At 69.1% G+C, this 14948-nt stretch carries 14 protein-coding genes; 7 read left to right on the forward strand and 7 right to left on the reverse strand.

Annotation, left to right across the window (positions count from 1 at the left end; genetic code table 11):
• Positions 1 to 93: 93 nt before the first annotated feature.
• On the forward strand, positions 94 to 1107 hold the full coding sequence (locus NBY65_RS26535) for a methyltransferase (protein WP_150042973.1): 1014 nt from the start codon (positions 94 to 96) through the stop codon (positions 1105 to 1107).
• Between the two features lie 23 nt (positions 1108 to 1130).
• On the opposite strand, the gene NBY65_RS26540 is transcribed toward NBY65_RS26535, so the two are convergent.
• The 6 genes from NBY65_RS26540 to NBY65_RS26565 all read right to left on the reverse strand — a co-directional run bounded on the left by NBY65_RS26540 (position 1131) and on the right by NBY65_RS26565 (position 7195).
• A complete protein-coding gene (locus NBY65_RS26540) occupies positions 1131 to 2105 on the reverse strand; it encodes an ABC transporter ATP-binding protein (RefSeq protein ID WP_150042974.1) in 975 nt (324 codons plus the stop codon).
• Entirely contained in the window at positions 2102 to 2935 is an 834-nt protein-coding gene (locus NBY65_RS26545; RefSeq protein ID WP_150042975.1) for an ABC transporter permease, read from the reverse strand. The genes NBY65_RS26540 and NBY65_RS26545 overlap by 4 nt, the downstream gene beginning before the upstream one ends.
• Before the next feature lie 10 nt (positions 2936 to 2945).
• Complete coding sequence (locus NBY65_RS26550; RefSeq protein ID WP_150042976.1) at positions 2946 to 3887, reverse strand: ABC transporter permease; 942 nt, start codon at positions 3885 to 3887, stop codon at positions 2946 to 2948.
• Positions 3884 to 5443: an ABC transporter substrate-binding protein gene (locus tag NBY65_RS26555; protein ID WP_150042977.1), complete on the reverse strand. Its 1560-nt coding sequence runs from the start codon at positions 5441 to 5443 to the stop codon at positions 3884 to 3886. Before NBY65_RS26555 ends, NBY65_RS26550 begins: the two co-directional genes overlap by 4 nt.
• Before the next feature lie 77 nt (positions 5444 to 5520).
• Positions 5521 to 6213 (reverse strand): SDR family NAD(P)-dependent oxidoreductase, encoded by a 693-nt coding sequence (locus tag NBY65_RS26560; RefSeq protein ID WP_150042978.1) that lies wholly within the window; start codon positions 6211 to 6213, stop codon positions 5521 to 5523.
• Complete coding sequence (locus NBY65_RS26565) at positions 6206 to 7195, reverse strand: ABC transporter ATP-binding protein (RefSeq protein ID WP_150042979.1); 990 nt, start codon at positions 7193 to 7195, stop codon at positions 6206 to 6208. The genes NBY65_RS26560 and NBY65_RS26565 overlap by 8 nt, the downstream gene beginning before the upstream one ends.
• A 67-nt stretch (positions 7196 to 7262) precedes the next feature.
• Between NBY65_RS26565 and NBY65_RS26570 the strand changes: the two genes are divergently transcribed.
• The 4 genes from NBY65_RS26570 to NBY65_RS26585 all read left to right on the forward strand — a co-directional run bounded on the left by NBY65_RS26570 (position 7263) and on the right by NBY65_RS26585 (position 11405).
• A complete protein-coding gene (locus tag NBY65_RS26570; RefSeq protein WP_150042980.1) occupies positions 7263 to 8642 on the forward strand; it encodes an FAD-binding oxidoreductase in 1380 nt (459 codons plus the stop codon).
• A gap of 190 nt (positions 8643 to 8832) precedes the next feature.
• Positions 8833 to 9258 (forward strand): DUF3597 domain-containing protein, encoded by a 426-nt coding sequence (locus tag NBY65_RS26575; protein WP_150042981.1) that lies wholly within the window; start codon positions 8833 to 8835, stop codon positions 9256 to 9258.
• Between the two features lie 180 nt (positions 9259 to 9438).
• On the forward strand, positions 9439 to 10617 hold the full coding sequence (locus NBY65_RS26580; protein ID WP_150042982.1) for an EAL domain-containing protein: 1179 nt from the start codon (positions 9439 to 9441) through the stop codon (positions 10615 to 10617).
• On the forward strand, positions 10614 to 11405 hold the full coding sequence (locus NBY65_RS26585) for an EcsC family protein (RefSeq protein ID WP_150042983.1): 792 nt from the start codon (positions 10614 to 10616) through the stop codon (positions 11403 to 11405). The genes NBY65_RS26580 and NBY65_RS26585 overlap by 4 nt, the downstream gene beginning before the upstream one ends.
• A 23-nt stretch (positions 11406 to 11428) precedes the next feature.
• On the opposite strand, the gene NBY65_RS26590 is transcribed toward NBY65_RS26585, so the two are convergent.
• On the reverse strand, positions 11429 to 12898 hold the full coding sequence (locus NBY65_RS26590) for an MFS transporter (RefSeq protein ID WP_203330615.1): 1470 nt from the start codon (positions 12896 to 12898) through the stop codon (positions 11429 to 11431).
• Between the two features lie 181 nt (positions 12899 to 13079).
• Between NBY65_RS26590 and NBY65_RS26595 the strand changes: the two genes are divergently transcribed.
• Positions 13080 to 14249: a zinc-dependent alcohol dehydrogenase gene (locus tag NBY65_RS26595; RefSeq protein ID WP_150042984.1), complete on the forward strand. Its 1170-nt coding sequence runs from the start codon at positions 13080 to 13082 to the stop codon at positions 14247 to 14249.
• A gap of 28 nt (positions 14250 to 14277) precedes the next feature.
• Positions 14278 to 14787: a cyclase dehydrase gene (locus NBY65_RS26600; protein WP_150042985.1), complete on the forward strand. Its 510-nt coding sequence runs from the start codon at positions 14278 to 14280 to the stop codon at positions 14785 to 14787.
• Positions 14788 to 14948 lie beyond the last annotated feature (161 nt).

Raw genomic sequence — 14948 nt, forward strand, 5'->3', positions numbered from 1 at the left:
CGCGGCGCAGTTTCGTGACGCACAGGAGCGTTATCCATCAAGACGTGCCTTCGATGGCATGCTTTTTCCCATTCACGCCCCAGGAATTCGCTGATGCCCGACGTGCTCACCCCGTCGTGCCGGATGTTGCAACTGGTGATGGGCCGCTTCGCCTCGCAGGCCGTGATCGTGGCGGCGCGACTGGGGGTCGCGGATGCGATTGGCGACGGCGTGCTGTCGGGCGCGGATCTGGCCTTTTCGCTGGGCACGCGCGAGGCACCGCTCGTGCGCCTGCTGGGGGCGCTGGCGGCACTGGGCGTGGTGCAGGATACCGGCGCAGGATGGGCGTTGACGCCGCTGGGCCACAGCTTGCGTCCCAATGCACCCCATTCGGTGCACGACGCGGTGCTGTTCCTTGGCAGCCCGGAGCATGACGCCGCCTGGAGCGGGCTCGAGCACAGCCTGCGCACGGGCAGAAGTGGTTTCACGCATGTGCACGGCGTCAGCTTCTGGGACCATATGGAGGCGCATCCGGGGCTGGCGCGTCGCTTCGACGGCATGATCGCTGGCAATGCCGCCATGTTCCGGGATGCGGTCCTGGCAACCTGTGACTTCTCCACGTTCGGTACGCTGGTCGATCTTGGCGGAAGCCAGGGAGTGGTGCTGTGCGGCATCCTGCAGCGCAACCCGGCCCTGCGTGGCATCCTGTTCGACCACCCCGACAGGGTCGCGGCGGCCCGGGCAGTGGTCGCCCGGGCCGGGCTGGCGGAACGCTGCGAGGTGATCGAGGGCGATTTCTTTGCCGGGGTGCCGGTCCGCGCCGACGCCTATCTGATGACCTCGGTCCTGCACGACTGGGACGACGACCGCGCCGTGGCCCTGCTGGGCAACATCCGCAGCGTGATGCCGGAAAACGCCCGCGTGCTGGCAGGGGAACTGGTGCTGCAGCCTCCGGGTGGGATGGATCCGGCGCGGCTGCTCGACCTGGAGATGCTGGTCATGACCGAAGGCGGCCGCGAACGCACGGAAGACGATTTCCGTGACCTGTTCGCCCGCGCCGGGTTGCGGCTCGAACGCATCCTCCCGACGTCGGCGTGGCAATCGCTGCTGGAAGCCGTTGCCGCCTGATCCATCAGGCCGGCGATCTCGCGTCAGTCGTCATGTGGATGGTGGCAAGCAACACCCGTGACGCCATCCTGGGTCCATTCGGGATAAGTCACGCGGCAGAGATCGCTCGCCCGCGGGCAACGCGGGTGGAAATGACATCCCGGCGGCGGCGCGGCGGCGGAAGGGATCTCGCCGACGACGCGCGGCAGGGTACCGCGGCGCCGCGGGTCGGGCACCGGCGAGGCATCGCGCAGCATGCGCGTGTAAGGATGACGCGGCCGCGCAAAGACCTGTGCCGCCGGCCCCTGCTCGACGATGCGGCCGAGATACATCACCGCCACCCGCGCGCAGAACCAGCGGATGACGCCCAGGTCGTGGCTGACGAACACGAAGGCGAGGTTGCGGCGTGCCTGCAGTTCCTTGAGCAGCAACAGCACCTGCGCCTGCACGGACACATCCAGGGCGGAGACCGGTTCGTCGGCGACGATCAGGTCCGGTCGCAGCGCCAGCGCGCGGGCGATGCCGATGCGCTGGCGCTGCCCCCCGGAGAATTCGTGCGGGAAGCGTGACAGCGCCGCCCCCGGCAGACCCACTTCTTCCAGCAGCGCAGCGGCCATGTCGTCGGCTTCGCGTCCCTGGGCCAGGCCGTGCACCTGCAACGGCTCGGTGAGGGTACGGCGGATGGTGCGGCGCGGATTCAGCGACGAATAGGGATCCTGGAAGACGATCTGCATGCGCCGGCGCAGGCGGCGCAGCGTCACCCCGGAGGCCGCGCGCAAATCGGTTCCGTCGAAATGGATGCTCCCGTCATCGGGTTCAATCAGGCGCAGCAGGGCGCGCGCGGCGGTGGACTTGCCGCAGCCGGATTCGCCGACCAGCCCGAACGCCTCCCCGGGCAGGACGGAGAAATCGACACCGTCGACGGCGCGCACGGTGGTCCGCACCGGGCGGGGGAAGCCCTTCACCACGGTGAAGTGCTTGCGCAGGCCCTGCACATCCAGGATCGGGGCAGTGCTCATGTGCCGCTCAGCTTCGGATCGGTGGCGTCGCGCAAGCCGTCGCCCACCATGTTCAGGCCCAGCACCAGCATCAGGATGGCGATACCGGGCCAGATCGACAGCCACGGCGCATCCAGGATGTTCTCGAAGCCGTCCCGCATCATGCCGCCCCAGGTGGCGGTCGGCGGCTTCACGCCAAGGCCGATGAAGGACAGCGATGCCTCGGTGCGCACCGCGGTCGCCATCCACAGGCTGCCCATCACCAGCACCTCGCTCAGGATGTTCGGCAGGATATGCACGAACAGCACGCGCGCATGCGAGAAGCCGAGCGCCCGTCCGGCCTCAACGAAGGCGCGTTCCTTCAGCGTCAGCACCGGGGCGCGGGCGATGCGGGCGAAGGGGGCGATGGCGGTCAGCGAGATGGCAATGACGAGGTTGATCAGTTCGGGGCCGAGCAGCGCCACCACGATCAGGCCGAGGATCAGGCTCGGGAAGGAGAGCATGATGTCCATCAACTGCATCATGAACAGGTCGAACCGCCCGCCCACGTAGCCGCTGACCATGCCGATGGCGCCACCGATCAGGATGGCCGAGCCGATCGAGGTGACGGCGATGACCAGCGAGATGCGCGCGCCCCACAGGATGCGCGAGAGCACGTCGCGGCCATAGGTGTCGGTGCCGAGCAGGAAATCGCCGCCCGGCGGCTGCAGCCGTTCGATGATGTTCTGGTCGACCGGATCATAAGGCGCGATCCAGGGCGCGAGCACGGCGCCGAGCACCACCAGCCCGCACAGCACAATGCCGATCGAGGTGGTGGGATTGCGCAGCATGGCGGCAAGGAAGCGTTTCATCGGGCCGCGCTCATGCCTGCTTCACCCGTGGATCGATCAGGCCATAGGTGAGATCGGTCAGCAGGTTCACCACCACGATCAGGAAGCAATAGATCACCATCAGTCCCTGCAGCATCGTATAGTCGCGCTGGTTGAGGGCGCCGACGATGATCTTGCCGAGCCCCGGACGATTGAACACGATCTCGGTCAGCACGGAATTGCCGATCAGGATGCCGACATAGAGCCCGACCACCGTCACCACCGGCAGGCCGGCATTGCGCAGGCCGTGGCGCCAGACCACGCGCCGCCAGGGCATGCCCTTGGCGCGGGCGGTGCGCATGTAGTCTTCCGACAGCACCTGCAGCATGGCGCTGCGGGTCACCCGGGTGATGTAGGCGGCCATGACCACGCCGAGCGTCAGGGCCGGCAGCACCAGCCGGTGCAACCGGTCGAGCGGGTCGGACAGGTCGGCATTGCCGATCACCGGGAACAGGCGCCAGTGCAGCGCGAAGGCCAGCAGCATGAAGATGCCGGAGACGAACACGGGAAAGGACAGGCCGACCAGCGACAGCAGCCGCGCCGCCACGTCGATGGCGCGGTTGCGGTAGAGCGCCGCCCAGACCCCGGCGGGCACGCCCAGCAGGGTCCCCACCAGCAGCGCCGCGAGCGTCAGGTCGATCGTGTAGGGCAGCACCGCGCCGACATCGCTCAGGATCGGCCGGTCCGTCACCATGGAGCGGCCGAACTCGCCCGACAGCGATTGCCCGATGAAATCGAGATATTGCCGCCAGATCGGCAGGTCGAGGCCAAGCTTGGCGCGCAGCGCCTCGACGGCGGCGGGGGTGGCACGGTCGCCCAGGATCGCGATCGCCGGATCGCCAGGGACGATCCGCACGATCACGAAGACCAGGGTCAACACTGCCAGCAGCGTCGGAATCGCCGCCAGCAGCCGGCGCAGGATGTAGAAGATCACTTGAAGTGGGTGGTCTCGGTGATGACCGGGCCGAGCGAGAGCGATCCTTTCAGCGTGTAGCCGTAATCAAGGCTGTCACGCCGCACCCAGGCCTGCAGCGTCTCGATCAGCGGCACGGCGCAGAGCTGCGTCACGATCTTGCGCTGCGCCGTCTGCCACAATGCGATCTGCTTCTTCTCGTCGGGTTCGGTGCGGGCGGCGTCGATCTCGGCGTCGGCCGCGGTACAGTGGCTGAAATTGGTCACCGCCGTTGGCGTCTTCACCGTGCTGCGCGAATGGTAGAACTGGGTCAGGTAGACATCCGCCACCGGGAAGCGCGCCGCGGTATAGGAAACGATCGAGGAAAGATCCTGGCGGATCATCTGGTGATAGGTGGCGTGCTCGACCACCTGCAGGTCGAGGTTGATGCCGGCACGCTTGAGCTGGGCCTGCACCACCTGCATCTGCGCCAGCATGTTGGGCAACTGGGTGTGGATCACCTTCAGCGTCAGGCCCTGCGGGTAGCCGGCCTCGGCGAGCAGTTGCTTGGCCTTGTTGAGGTTGAACTGCGGCAGGCCGTTCTCGGCGGTGTAGCCGAGATTGCCGATCGGGATCACGCTGCCGGGCTGGCGGGAAATCTCCGCGCCCTGCCAGCGCAGGATCTCCGGGCGGTTGATGGCGTAGGCGATGGCCTGGCGCACGCGGATGTCGTCGAGCGGCTTCTGCGCCATGTTCAGGTGCAGCAGTGCCTCCTCGCCGGGCTCGAACACGTCGACCACGGCATTCGGCATCTTCCTGGCGCGGTTCACCCAGGTCTGGTCCTGCATGCCGAATTCGAGGTCGAGCTCACCGTTCTGGAAGGCGAGGTCGCGCGAGGCCGTGGACGGCAGGAAGCGGTAGCTGATGCGCTCCAGCTTCGGGGCACCGCGGAAATAGGCTTTATGGGCCACCAGTTCCAGCGACTGATTCGGCGTGAGCGAGGCATAGGCAAAGGGGCCGGAGCCGATCGGCGCGCGGGCGAAGCCGTCGCCGAGAGCCTCCACCGCCTTGCGCGAAACGATGAAGCCGCCGGCATAATTGGTGACGATGCCGAGCAGGCTCGGCACCTGTTGCTTCAGCGTGATGCGCACCGTGTACGGATCGATCGCCTCGACCTTGTCGAAGGCGGCATAATCGGCGGAGAAGGCCGAGCGCTTCGGATCGGCCGCCTTCTGCAGGCTGAACACCACGTCGTCGGCGGTGACTTCGCCGTAATCGCCATGGAACTTGACGCCGTGACGCAGATGGAAGGTCCAGACCGTCTTGTCGGCGCTCGCTTCCCAGCGCTCGGCGAGGTCCGGTTCAATATCGGTGGGCGACATGCTGCCGGGGCGGAAGCGCACCAGCCCATTGAACATCCACGCCACCACCGTGCGATCGATGGTGGAGACAGCAAAGTGCGGGTCGAGGCGGCCCACGTCCTGAGCGGCCATGCCCACCACCAGCGTGGTCCTGGGCGCGGCCTGTGCGGAGGCCGGCAGCGTTGCCGCGAAGGGTACGGCAAAGGCGGCTGCCAGCAGGGCGGCACGGAACGTCATGATCCCTCTCCCGAACAATTTCCGGCGTATGATGGGGAATTGGACAGGACGCGGCGGCTCGCCGCAAGGGGGAAGCGTCACACCAATGCCTCGAACCGGCAGTTGACACGCAATTCGCCGATCGTTGCGGTGTTGGGCAGGCGCAGCAGCATCTCGGCCAGGGCAGCGACGTCGGCGGGATCGGTCATCCGGTCGCGCGGATGCGTCGCGTGCAGGGTCATGTCGGTGGCGACGAAGCCCGGGCAGAGCGCGGTGGCGCGGATGCCATGGTCCCAGCCCTCGCGCCGCACCGCCTGGGTCAGGGCGATCAGCGCGAACTTGCTCATGGCGTAGCCGGCGTTCTCGTTGGCGACGCGCTTGCCCGAGAGCGAGGCGAGGTTGATCACCCTGCCCTCGCCGCCGGCCTTCAGGTGCGGCAGGGCAAGACGGATCAGCCGCAGCGGCCCCTTCACGTTCACCTCCCACATCCGGTCGAACGCTGTCTCGTCCGCATCCTCGATGCGCGCCATCGGATTGATCCCGGCGGCGTTGACCAGCCCGTCCAGCCGGCCGAAGCGGGCCAGGGTGGCATCGATCCAGGCCTGCGCGCTGTCCAGGCTCTCGGCCTCGTAGGTGTGGGAGAACAGGCGTTCATGCGCCGGCAGCGCCCGCGGCGAACGCAGCCCGGCGGAGACGCAGAAGCCCGCGGCCAGCAGCGTGTCCACGACCTTTCGTCCGATGCCCCGCCCGGCCCCCGAGACCATGACGACGCGACCGGTGGGATCAAGCATGGGCCAGTTCCTTCGTGGCGAGATGACAGCGGGCCCGATGCTCCGGTCCGGCCGGCAGCAGCGCCTGCGGCGCCTCGCAGCCGGCGCGGGCGAGCGGGCAGCGCGGCGCGAAGCGGCAGCCCTGCGGCATGGCGTCGAGCGGCGGCACCCGGCCGGGAATGGCGGCGAGTTCCTGCGCATCGAGGTCCATGCGCGGGATCGCGGCGAACAGCGCGCGGGTATAGGGATGGCGGGGGGCGGCGAAGATCTCCAGCACCGGGGCTTCCTCGACGATCTGGCCGGCGTACATCACCGCCACCCGGTCGGCGATCTGCGCCACCACGCCAAGGTTGTGGGTGATGAACAGCATCGCCATGCCGTGCCGCGCCTTCAGGTCGGCCAGCAGCCCCAGCACCTGCGCCTGGATGGTGACATCCAGCGCGGTGGTCGGTTCGTCGGCCAGCAGCAGCGCCGGCTCGCAGGCCAGCGCCACCGCGATCATCACGCGCTGGCGCATGCCGCCGGAGAACTGGTGCGGGTATTCATGATAGCGGCGGGCGGCCGAGGGGATCTTGACCTCCTCCAGCACCGCGAGCGCGCGCCGCGCCGCCTCGGCGCGCGACAGGCCGCGATGCAGGCGCAACGGCTCGGCCACCTGCTCGCCGATGGTCATCACCGGATTGAGGCTGGTCATCGGCTCCTGGAAGATCATCGCCATCCGGTCGCCGCGCAACTGCTCCAGCGCATGCTCCGGCAACGGAACGATGTCGCGGCCTTCCAGCACGATTCGCCCGCCGGCGATTCGCCCGGCCGGGCGCGGCACCAGGCCCATGATCGACAGTGAGGTCATCGACTTGCCGCAGCCCGATTCGCCCACCAGCGCCAGTGTCTCTCCGCGACGCAGCGACAAGGATACGCCGTCCACGGCGGCCCGCCAGGTGCCGCCGATGCGGAACTCGGTTCGCAGGTCCTCGATCAGCAGGACCGGGTCATGATCTTCCATTGCTTGCCAGCGTGGCCGAGCCCGGCCAAACCTGCAACCCACTGAATGTCACCAAGGACCCCGTGCCATGCCCGCTCCGGTTGAAACCGTGATCGCCGCCGCCCGCGACTTTCTCGGCGAGCGTATCACCACCAATGCCGGGCTGCGCGAGCATCACAGCCACGGCCAGGATTCCCAGCGCCCGGTGATGCCCGACGCCGTCGTCTTCGCCGAAACCACCGAGGACGTCTCCCGCCTGCTCGCCCTGTGCAACGGGCACGGGGTGGCGGTGGTGCCCTATGGCACCGGCACCTCGCTGGAAGGCCACGTGACACCGGTGCGGGGCGGCATCAGCCTCGACCTCTCGCGCATGACCCGCATCCTGGAGATCAACCCCTCCGACCTCGATTGCCGGGTGGAGGCGGGCGTGACCCATCGCAACCTCAACATCGCGCTGCGCGACCAGGGATTGTTCTTCTCCGTCGATCCCGGCGCCGACGCCTCGATCGGCGGGATGTGCGCCACCCGGGCCTCCGGGACCAACGCGGTGCGCTACGGCACCATCCGCGAGAACGTGCTCGGGCTGACCGCGGTGATGGCCGACGGGCGGGTGGTGCGCACCGGCGGGCGCGTGCGCAAATCGGCGACCGGCTACGACCTGACGCATCTGCTGATCGGCTCGGAGGGCACGCTCGGCGTGATCACCGAGATCCAGCTGCGCCTGCACGGCATCCCGGAGGCGGCCAGCGCGGCGGTGTGCCAGTTCCCCACGCTGAAGGACGCGGTGGAGACGGTGATCACCGTCATGCAGGCGGGCATCCCGGTGGCGCGCATCGAGCTGCTCGACGAGGTGCAGATGGGCGCCAGCATCGCCTATTCGAAGCTGGATGAATTCCAACCCTTGCCGACGCTGTTCTTCGAGTTCCACGGCAGCCCCGCGGGAGTCGCCGAGCAGGCACAGCTCGTCGAGGAAATCGCCGAGGGCTTCGAGGGCAAGGGCTTCACCTGGGCGACCGGCCAGGAAGAGCGGTCGCGGCTGTGGCGGGCGCGGCATGACGGCTACTGGGCCGGGCTGTCGCTGCGGCCGGGCCATCGCGGCATCGCCACGGATGCGGTGGTGCCGATCAGCAAGCTGGCCGAGGTGATCCTGGGCGCCAAGGAGGACATCGCCGCCTCCGGGCTGATGGCGCCGATCGTGGGCCATGTCGGCGACGGCAATTTCCACACGGTGATCCTGGTCCCGCCCGAGCCGGACGGGATGGAACGGGCCTGGGCGCTGGACCGCAAGATCGTGGCGCGCGCCCTGGCGCTCGGCGGATCCTGCAGCGGCGAGCACGGCGTGGGCCTGGGCAAGCGCGAGTTCCTGGTGCAGGAGCACGGGGCGGAAGCGCTGGCGGTGATGCGCAGCGTCAAGGCGGCGCTGGACCCGCGCGGCATCCTCAATCCCGGCAAGCTGTTCATCGACTGACCCGGTGGGCGTGCGCCGGGCTGGCCGTGCCTGCGGCGGCCCGGCGCCGTTCCGCCGGGACAACAGGGTCAAGACCGCTTGAAGTGACGATAAATCCGGCCGGCGGTCCGGGTGCGCGCCCAACCTGACGGAGGCTGTGTGGTTCTGGCTGCATGCCGACCTCCACATCCTGAAGCCAGGGGTGCGCAACATGAGTCTTTTTGGTTCGATTGCCTCCCGGATCTTCGGCCATGACGAGACGCCGGCCCCGGCGGAGACCGGGAAGCCAGAGGCCGGGAAGCCGGCCGAGGCGGCGGTTGCCGAGGCGCAAGGTGTCTCTCCTGCTCCTACTCCTGCCCCCGCCGCCCCGCCGGCCGGGGAGGTCGACGTGGCCGCCCGGCTCACCGCCATGGCCGCGCAGGCGCCCGAGACACTCGACTGGCGGCGCTCGATCGTCGACCTGCTCAAGCTGCTCGGGCTCGACAGCAGCCTGACGGCGCGCCGGCAACTCGCGCAGGAATTGCATTACAAAGAAGACATGAATGACTCGGCCGCCATGAATATCTGGCTGCATCAGCAGGTCATGCGGAAGCTGGCCGAAAATGGTGGCCGTGTGCCGGAGGAACTCAGGAATTAGGGACACGGATTCCACCGGGCGGGATGGCTCCCTGCGCTGGCGGGCCCCCGGACGGATTTCCGGGAACGCGCAAATCTCGGAGGTTTTCTTCGCCCGCACGGCAAAGTAGCCTGTCATTCAGGCCGTTTCTGGCAGCAGGCCATTCTGGCCTGGTACCCGGTCAATCCGGCGGATGGGAACATGACGGGCGAACCGGAGGGGACGGCGACCACGGCACTGCTGATGCTCAGCGGCAATGCCGGCTGGATCGAAACCGCGCGGGCCCAGGCTGCCTGCCTCGGCCTGACGCGGTTCCGGGCGGTGGAGACCGCGGCGGAGGCGGCGACGCTGCTGAGTGGCAATCGGTCCTACTCTCACCTGCTGATGGATACCGCCGCGGCCGGTCCCTTGCTGGCCGACCTGATCGACATGACCGTCGGAGAAGCCGCCTCGCAGACCACGACGGTGCTGCTGGCAAGTGCCGACGGACCGTTTCGCCTGCCCTGCCCCAGGTCACGGCTGCGCGTGATCGACACGCGGGGCGATGGGTGGCTGGCCCATGCCCTCGCCAGCCAATCCGCGGAAGCCGCCTGCGCGGCGGACGTGCCGATCAGCCAGTTGCTGGCCACGCTGAAAAACGGAGGGTTGCAGGCGCGTTACCAGCCGGTGGTGTGCATCGCCGATGGCCGGCCCGCCGGAATCGAGGTGCTTGCCCGGCTGGATCATCCCGAGCTGGGAACGCTGGCGCCGGACAGTTTCGTGCCGCCGATCGAGACGGCCGGCTTCGCCTGGGACCTGGCGCAGGGCGTGGCGGCGTGCGCGTTGCGGGACTGGCGGGGCGATGCGCTCGCCCGGCTGGGGTTGCGTCTCACCCTCAACGCGCCGCTGGAGGTCCTGCTGCGACCGGACGCCTTCGACCGGATCGAGGCGCTGCGCGGGGAACAGGGCATCGCGGCCGCGCGGATCGTGGTGGAGCTGACCGAGACCTGCCCGGTGACCGACCCCGCGCCGCTCGGGCGGGTGCTGACGCGGCTGCGCGCAGCCGGGTACGGGCTGGCCATGGACGATGTCGGGCCGAGCATGCGCAACCACGAGGAACTGATGGGACTGCCTTTCACTATCCTGAAACTCGACAAGCACGTGGTGCGTGACAGTGCCACGGATCCGCACGCGGCGCGGTTTCTCGAGGGCGCCGTGACGGCGGCGCATGGAGCGGGAATGAAGGTGATTGCCGAGGGCGTGGAGGATGTCGCCACCTGGAACCGCATGGCGGCGCTGGCGGTGGACGCGGCCCAGGGCTTCCTGATCGCCCGCCCGTTGCCGGCGGCGATCGTGCCGATCTGGCATGCCGCCTGGTGCCAGAAGCGCATTCCCGCATGAGCGCGGTGCTGCCGGTGCCTGCCTCGCGCCGCGGCAATGCCTGCCTGGCGCTGTCCGACGAGGATTATGCGGCGCTGCAGGAACTGGCCGGGCGCTACCTCGCCGCCCGCAGCGGCTTCACCACCTTCATGGAATGGGCCGGCAAGTATGCCGAGCGCGGCCTGTCCTTTCTGCCGGCGGAGTGGCAGCAGACCCTGCACCTGCGTGCGCGCGAGGCACTGTCCTGGGCCTGGCGGCAGGCCACCCTGGGCATGGACCACGAGCCTCCCGCGCGGCAGGCGCCGCCGTTGTTCTATCGCCTGCTGACCACGGGATCGGGGGCGGTGACCGGGATGGCGGGGCTGCCGGGGGTGCTGGTCGACCTGCCTGCCTCGACGCTGCTGGTGCTGCGCTCGCTGGCCGCCCAGGCCCGGGCGCGCGGGCTGGATGTCACCGGGGCGGATGTGCAGGCGGCTTGCCTGGAAGCCTTCTCCTATGGCGGGCCGACCGACGAGGACGACGATGCCGACCTGGCCTTCTGGTCGGCGCGCGCAGCGGTACCGATGGTGGCGGAGATGCTGCCGCAGGTGGCCGGGCGGTTGTCCGGGCGGCTGGCGGTGATGCTGCCGGCGCGGGCGGTGCCGGTGATCTCGGTGGCGGCCGGGGCCGGGGTGAACTGGCATTTCACCGGCTATTTCCAGGAAGTCGGGGACATCCTGCTGGCCCTGCTGCCGATGGAGCGACGCTATGGCCGGGCGCAGCTACGGGCCTGCTTCGAAGCGGTCCTGCGCGAACAACGGGTGAAATGAACGGGGGCCGGGATCAAGCCCCGCTAATTCCCCGACCGCAGCGGCAGGTCCCGCATCAGCAGTGCCACCAGCAGCCCCGCCGCGCTGACCACCGTGCAGGCGAGGAACCCGGCCCGGAATCCCGTCCGTAGCAGGCCGGGGTCGATACCGGCGGCATGGCCCGCCTGGGTCAGCGCCGCGCCGAAGCTGAGGGCCAGGACCGCCCCGGCCAGCGCGCTGCCGAAGGCGCCGCCCATGGCCCGCAGCAGCAGCAGCGCGCCGGTGGCGGTGCCGATGTCGCGCCGCTCGGCGGCGTTCTGGCCGATCACCAGGCTGCTCGGCATGCAGGTGCCCAGGCCCGCCCCCATCAGCACCATCAGCGCGGCGATGGCCACCGGGCCGGCGCTGGCGGCGAGCAGCGTCAGTAGCGCGAAGCCGGTGGTGGCCACGGCCAGTCCCGTCAGCACCACGTATTTCAGCCGGCCGAACCGCCGCGCCGCCTGCCCTGACGCATAGGCGCCGGCCACGCTGGCCAGCAGGAACGGCACCAGCAGCGTGCCGGAGGTGGCCGCGTCGACGCCGTGGGCGAGCTGGAAATAGAGCGGCAGCAGGAACGTCGCCCCCAGCATCGCCGCGGAGGCCAGGAAGGCGATGCTGACCGCCGAGGTGAACACGGAATGGCCGAACAGCCGGGGCGGCAGCAGCGGCTCGATGCTGCGGCGTTCCTGCGCCACCAGCGCCACCAGCAGGCCGAGCGCCACGGCGGACAGGCCCAGGATCTGCACCGAGGCCCAGGGATAGCTCGACCCGCCCCAGCTCATGACCAGCAGGCTGGCGGTGACACAGCCCGCCATCAGCACCGCGCCGGGATAGTCGATGCGGACCTCGCGCCGGTGCACCGTCAGGTTGCGCAGCGCCCGGTTGCTCAGGATCAGGGCGGCGATCCCGAGCGGCAGGTTGATCCAGAAGATCCAGCGCCAGGACAGGTGGTCGACCAGCAGTCCGCCGAGCACCGGGCCGGCGACCGAGGCGATGCCCCACATGCCCGACAGATAGGCCTGGTAGCGGCCGCGTTCGCGCGGCGCGATCACGTCGGCGATGGAAGCCTGTGCCATCGCCATCAACCCGCCGCCCCCCATTCCCTGCAGGGCGCGGAAGACGATCAGCTGGCCGAGATCCTGTGCCATCCCGCACAGGCCGGAGGCCGCCACGAACAGGACGATCGCGGGCAGCAGCAGCGCCCGGCGCCCGTAGATGTCGGACAGCTTGCCATAGATCGGCGTGCAGCTCACCGAGGTCAGCAGGTAGGCGGTGACGATCCAGGAAAGGTGGCCAAAACCGTTGAGGTCGGCGGCGATGGCCGGAACGGCGGGGATCACCACCGTCTGGTCGAGGGCACCGAGCAGCACGCAGAGCATGACGCCGGTGAGCACGCGCAGCGCCCGCGCATGGCTTGCGGCGGCATTGGCCGGGGGGATGGGGGCGGAAGCGTCCATGGTTGCCCGAAATGGCACCTCATTTCGATCCTGCCACGCCGGGCGGAAGCGGTGCTGCCATGCGCGCGCGCCTCACGGCAACCGTGTTTGCCATCGCCCGGAACTCCGCCTGCCGGTGCGGCTTCGTCTCGCGGGCCGGTGATCATCGCTCCGCCACCCCGGAGCCATGGGTCGGGCCGCAGGGGGGAGGAAAGCGAAGATGAGAGCATTGTGCTGGCACGGCAAGCAGGACATCCGTTGCGACACCGTTCCCGACCCGAGGATCGAGCATCCCCGCGATGCCATCATCCGGGTGACGAGCTGCGCGATCTGCGGCTCCGACCTGCATCTCTATGACGGCTTCATGCCAGGCATGGAGCACGGTGACATCATGGGCCATGAGTTCATGGGGGTGGTCGAGGAGGTCGGCGCGGAGAACCGCAAGCTGAAGAAAGGCGACCGCGTGGTGGTGCCCTTCACCATCGTCTGCGGCGCATGCGACCAGTGCCGGCGCGGCAATTTTTCCGTCTGCGAACGCAGCAACCGCAACAAGGAGCTCGCCGACAAGGTCTTCGGCCACGCGACCGCGGGGCTGTTCGGCTACACCCACCTGACCGGCGGCTATCCCGGCGGGCAGGCCGAATACGTGCGCGTCCCGTTTGCCGACCAGGCGCCGGTGAAGGTTCCGGACGGGCTGAGCGACGAGCAGGTCCTGTTCCTCGGCGACATCTTCCCGACCGGATGGCAGGCGGTGGTGCAATGCGACCTGCAGCCGGCCGATACGGTGGCGATCTGGGGCGCGGGGCCGGTCGGGCAGTTCTGCGTGCGCAGCGCCGTGCTGCTCGGCGCGCGCCAGGTGATCTGCATCGACCACGTGCCGGAGCGCCTGAGCATGGCGCGGGCCGGCGGCGCCATCACCATCGACTTCGACACGGAAAGCGTCATCGAACGGCTGAACGAACTGACCCGCGGCAAGGGGCCGGAGAAATGCATCGACGCCGTCGGCCTGGAAGCACATGCGGGCCGCAGCGTCGACTCGCTCTATGACCGTGCCAAGCAGGCGGTGATGCTGGAGACCGACCGTCCGCATGTGCTGCGCGAGATGATGTACGTGTGCCGTCCCGCCGGCGTGCTGTCGGTGCCGGGCGTCTATGGCGGATTGCTCGACAAGATCCCGTTCGGCATGGCGATGAACAAGGGCCTGACCATCCGCATGGGCCAGACCCACGTGAACCGCTGGACCGACGACCTGCTGCGCCGCATCCGGGAGGGCCAGATCGATCCTTCCTTCGTCATCACCCATACCGTGGACCTCGCCGAAGGACCGGGCATGTACAAGACATTCCGCGACAAGCAGGACGGCTGCATCAAGGTCGTGCTGAAGCCGTAACGCCGTCCTTCCCGCAGGAGACAAGGCGATGACCATCGCACGCAAGGACGCCGGCCAGCTCGCGCGCGGCCTCGGCTGGCTGAGCCTCTGCATCGGCGTCACCGAATTGCTGGCCCCGCGCGGGCTCGCGCGCGGACTGGGACTGCGTCGTGGCGAGAAGGTGCTGTCGGGCACCGGACTGCGCGAGATCGGCACCGGCATCGGCATCCTGACCGCGGCCAACCCTACGCCCTGGATCTGGGGACGGGTCGCGGGCGACGCGCTCGACCTCGCCACGCTGAGTGCAGGGATGCAGCGGCGCAATCCCCACCGGGGCACGCTCGGCCTGGCCCTGCTCGCGGTCGGCGCCATCACCGCCGTCGACCTGCTCTCGGTCCGCCTGCTCGCCGATCGGCGCAGCCGATGGCTCCGCTTCGACTACAGCAACCGCAGCGGGCTGCCACAAGGGCTGGCCCGGGCGCACGGCGCGGCCGGCGACTTCGAGACGCCACGCGACATGCGCGCACCGCGGCCGATGCGCCCTTACCCGGCCGGCTGATCGCGGGGCGTTGCCCCGCCCCCACCAGGAGGCTCCGCCTCCTGGACCTCCACCAAGGGCTTCGCCCTTGGAACCCAAGACTCTGTGCCGCGCAGCGAGACTGGGATCCAAGGGCCTTGTGGCCCTTGGTCGGTCCAGGGCGAAGCCCTGGCCTTTCGCCC

The organism is Rhodovastum atsumiense, from assembly GCF_937425535.1.
GTDB classification, from domain to species: Bacteria; Pseudomonadota; Alphaproteobacteria; order Acetobacterales; family Acetobacteraceae; genus Rhodovastum; species Rhodovastum atsumiense.

Coding starts and splice junctions, on each gene's coding strand:
- NBY65_RS26540 (WP_150042974.1), bottom strand. CDS start 2,105: ATGAGCACTGCCCCGATCCTGGATGTGCAGGGCCTGCGCAAGCACTTC.
- NBY65_RS26585 (WP_150042983.1), top strand. CDS start 10,614: ATGAGCGCGGTGCTGCCGGTGCCTGCCTCGCGCCGCGGCAATGCCTGC.
- NBY65_RS26545 (WP_150042975.1), bottom strand. CDS start 2,935: ATGAAACGCTTCCTTGCCGCCATGCTGCGCAATCCCACCACCTCGATC.
- NBY65_RS26560 (WP_150042978.1), bottom strand. CDS start 6,213: ATGCTTGATCCCACCGGTCGCGTCGTCATGGTCTCGGGGGCCGGGCGG.
- NBY65_RS26565 (WP_150042979.1), bottom strand. CDS start 7,195: ATGGAAGATCATGACCCGGTCCTGCTGATCGAGGACCTGCGAACCGAG.
- NBY65_RS26535 (WP_150042973.1), top strand. CDS start 94: ATGCCCGACGTGCTCACCCCGTCGTGCCGGATGTTGCAACTGGTGATG.
- NBY65_RS26595 (WP_150042984.1), top strand. CDS start 13,080: ATGAGAGCATTGTGCTGGCACGGCAAGCAGGACATCCGTTGCGACACC.
- NBY65_RS26575 (WP_150042981.1), top strand. CDS start 8,833: ATGAGTCTTTTTGGTTCGATTGCCTCCCGGATCTTCGGCCATGACGAG.
- NBY65_RS26555 (WP_150042977.1), bottom strand. CDS start 5,443: ATGACGTTCCGTGCCGCCCTGCTGGCAGCCGCCTTTGCCGTACCCTTC.
- NBY65_RS26600 (WP_150042985.1), top strand. CDS start 14,278: ATGACCATCGCACGCAAGGACGCCGGCCAGCTCGCGCGCGGCCTCGGC.
- NBY65_RS26570 (WP_150042980.1), top strand. CDS start 7,263: ATGCCCGCTCCGGTTGAAACCGTGATCGCCGCCGCCCGCGACTTTCTC.
- NBY65_RS26580 (WP_150042982.1), top strand. CDS start 9,439: ATGACGGGCGAACCGGAGGGGACGGCGACCACGGCACTGCTGATGCTC.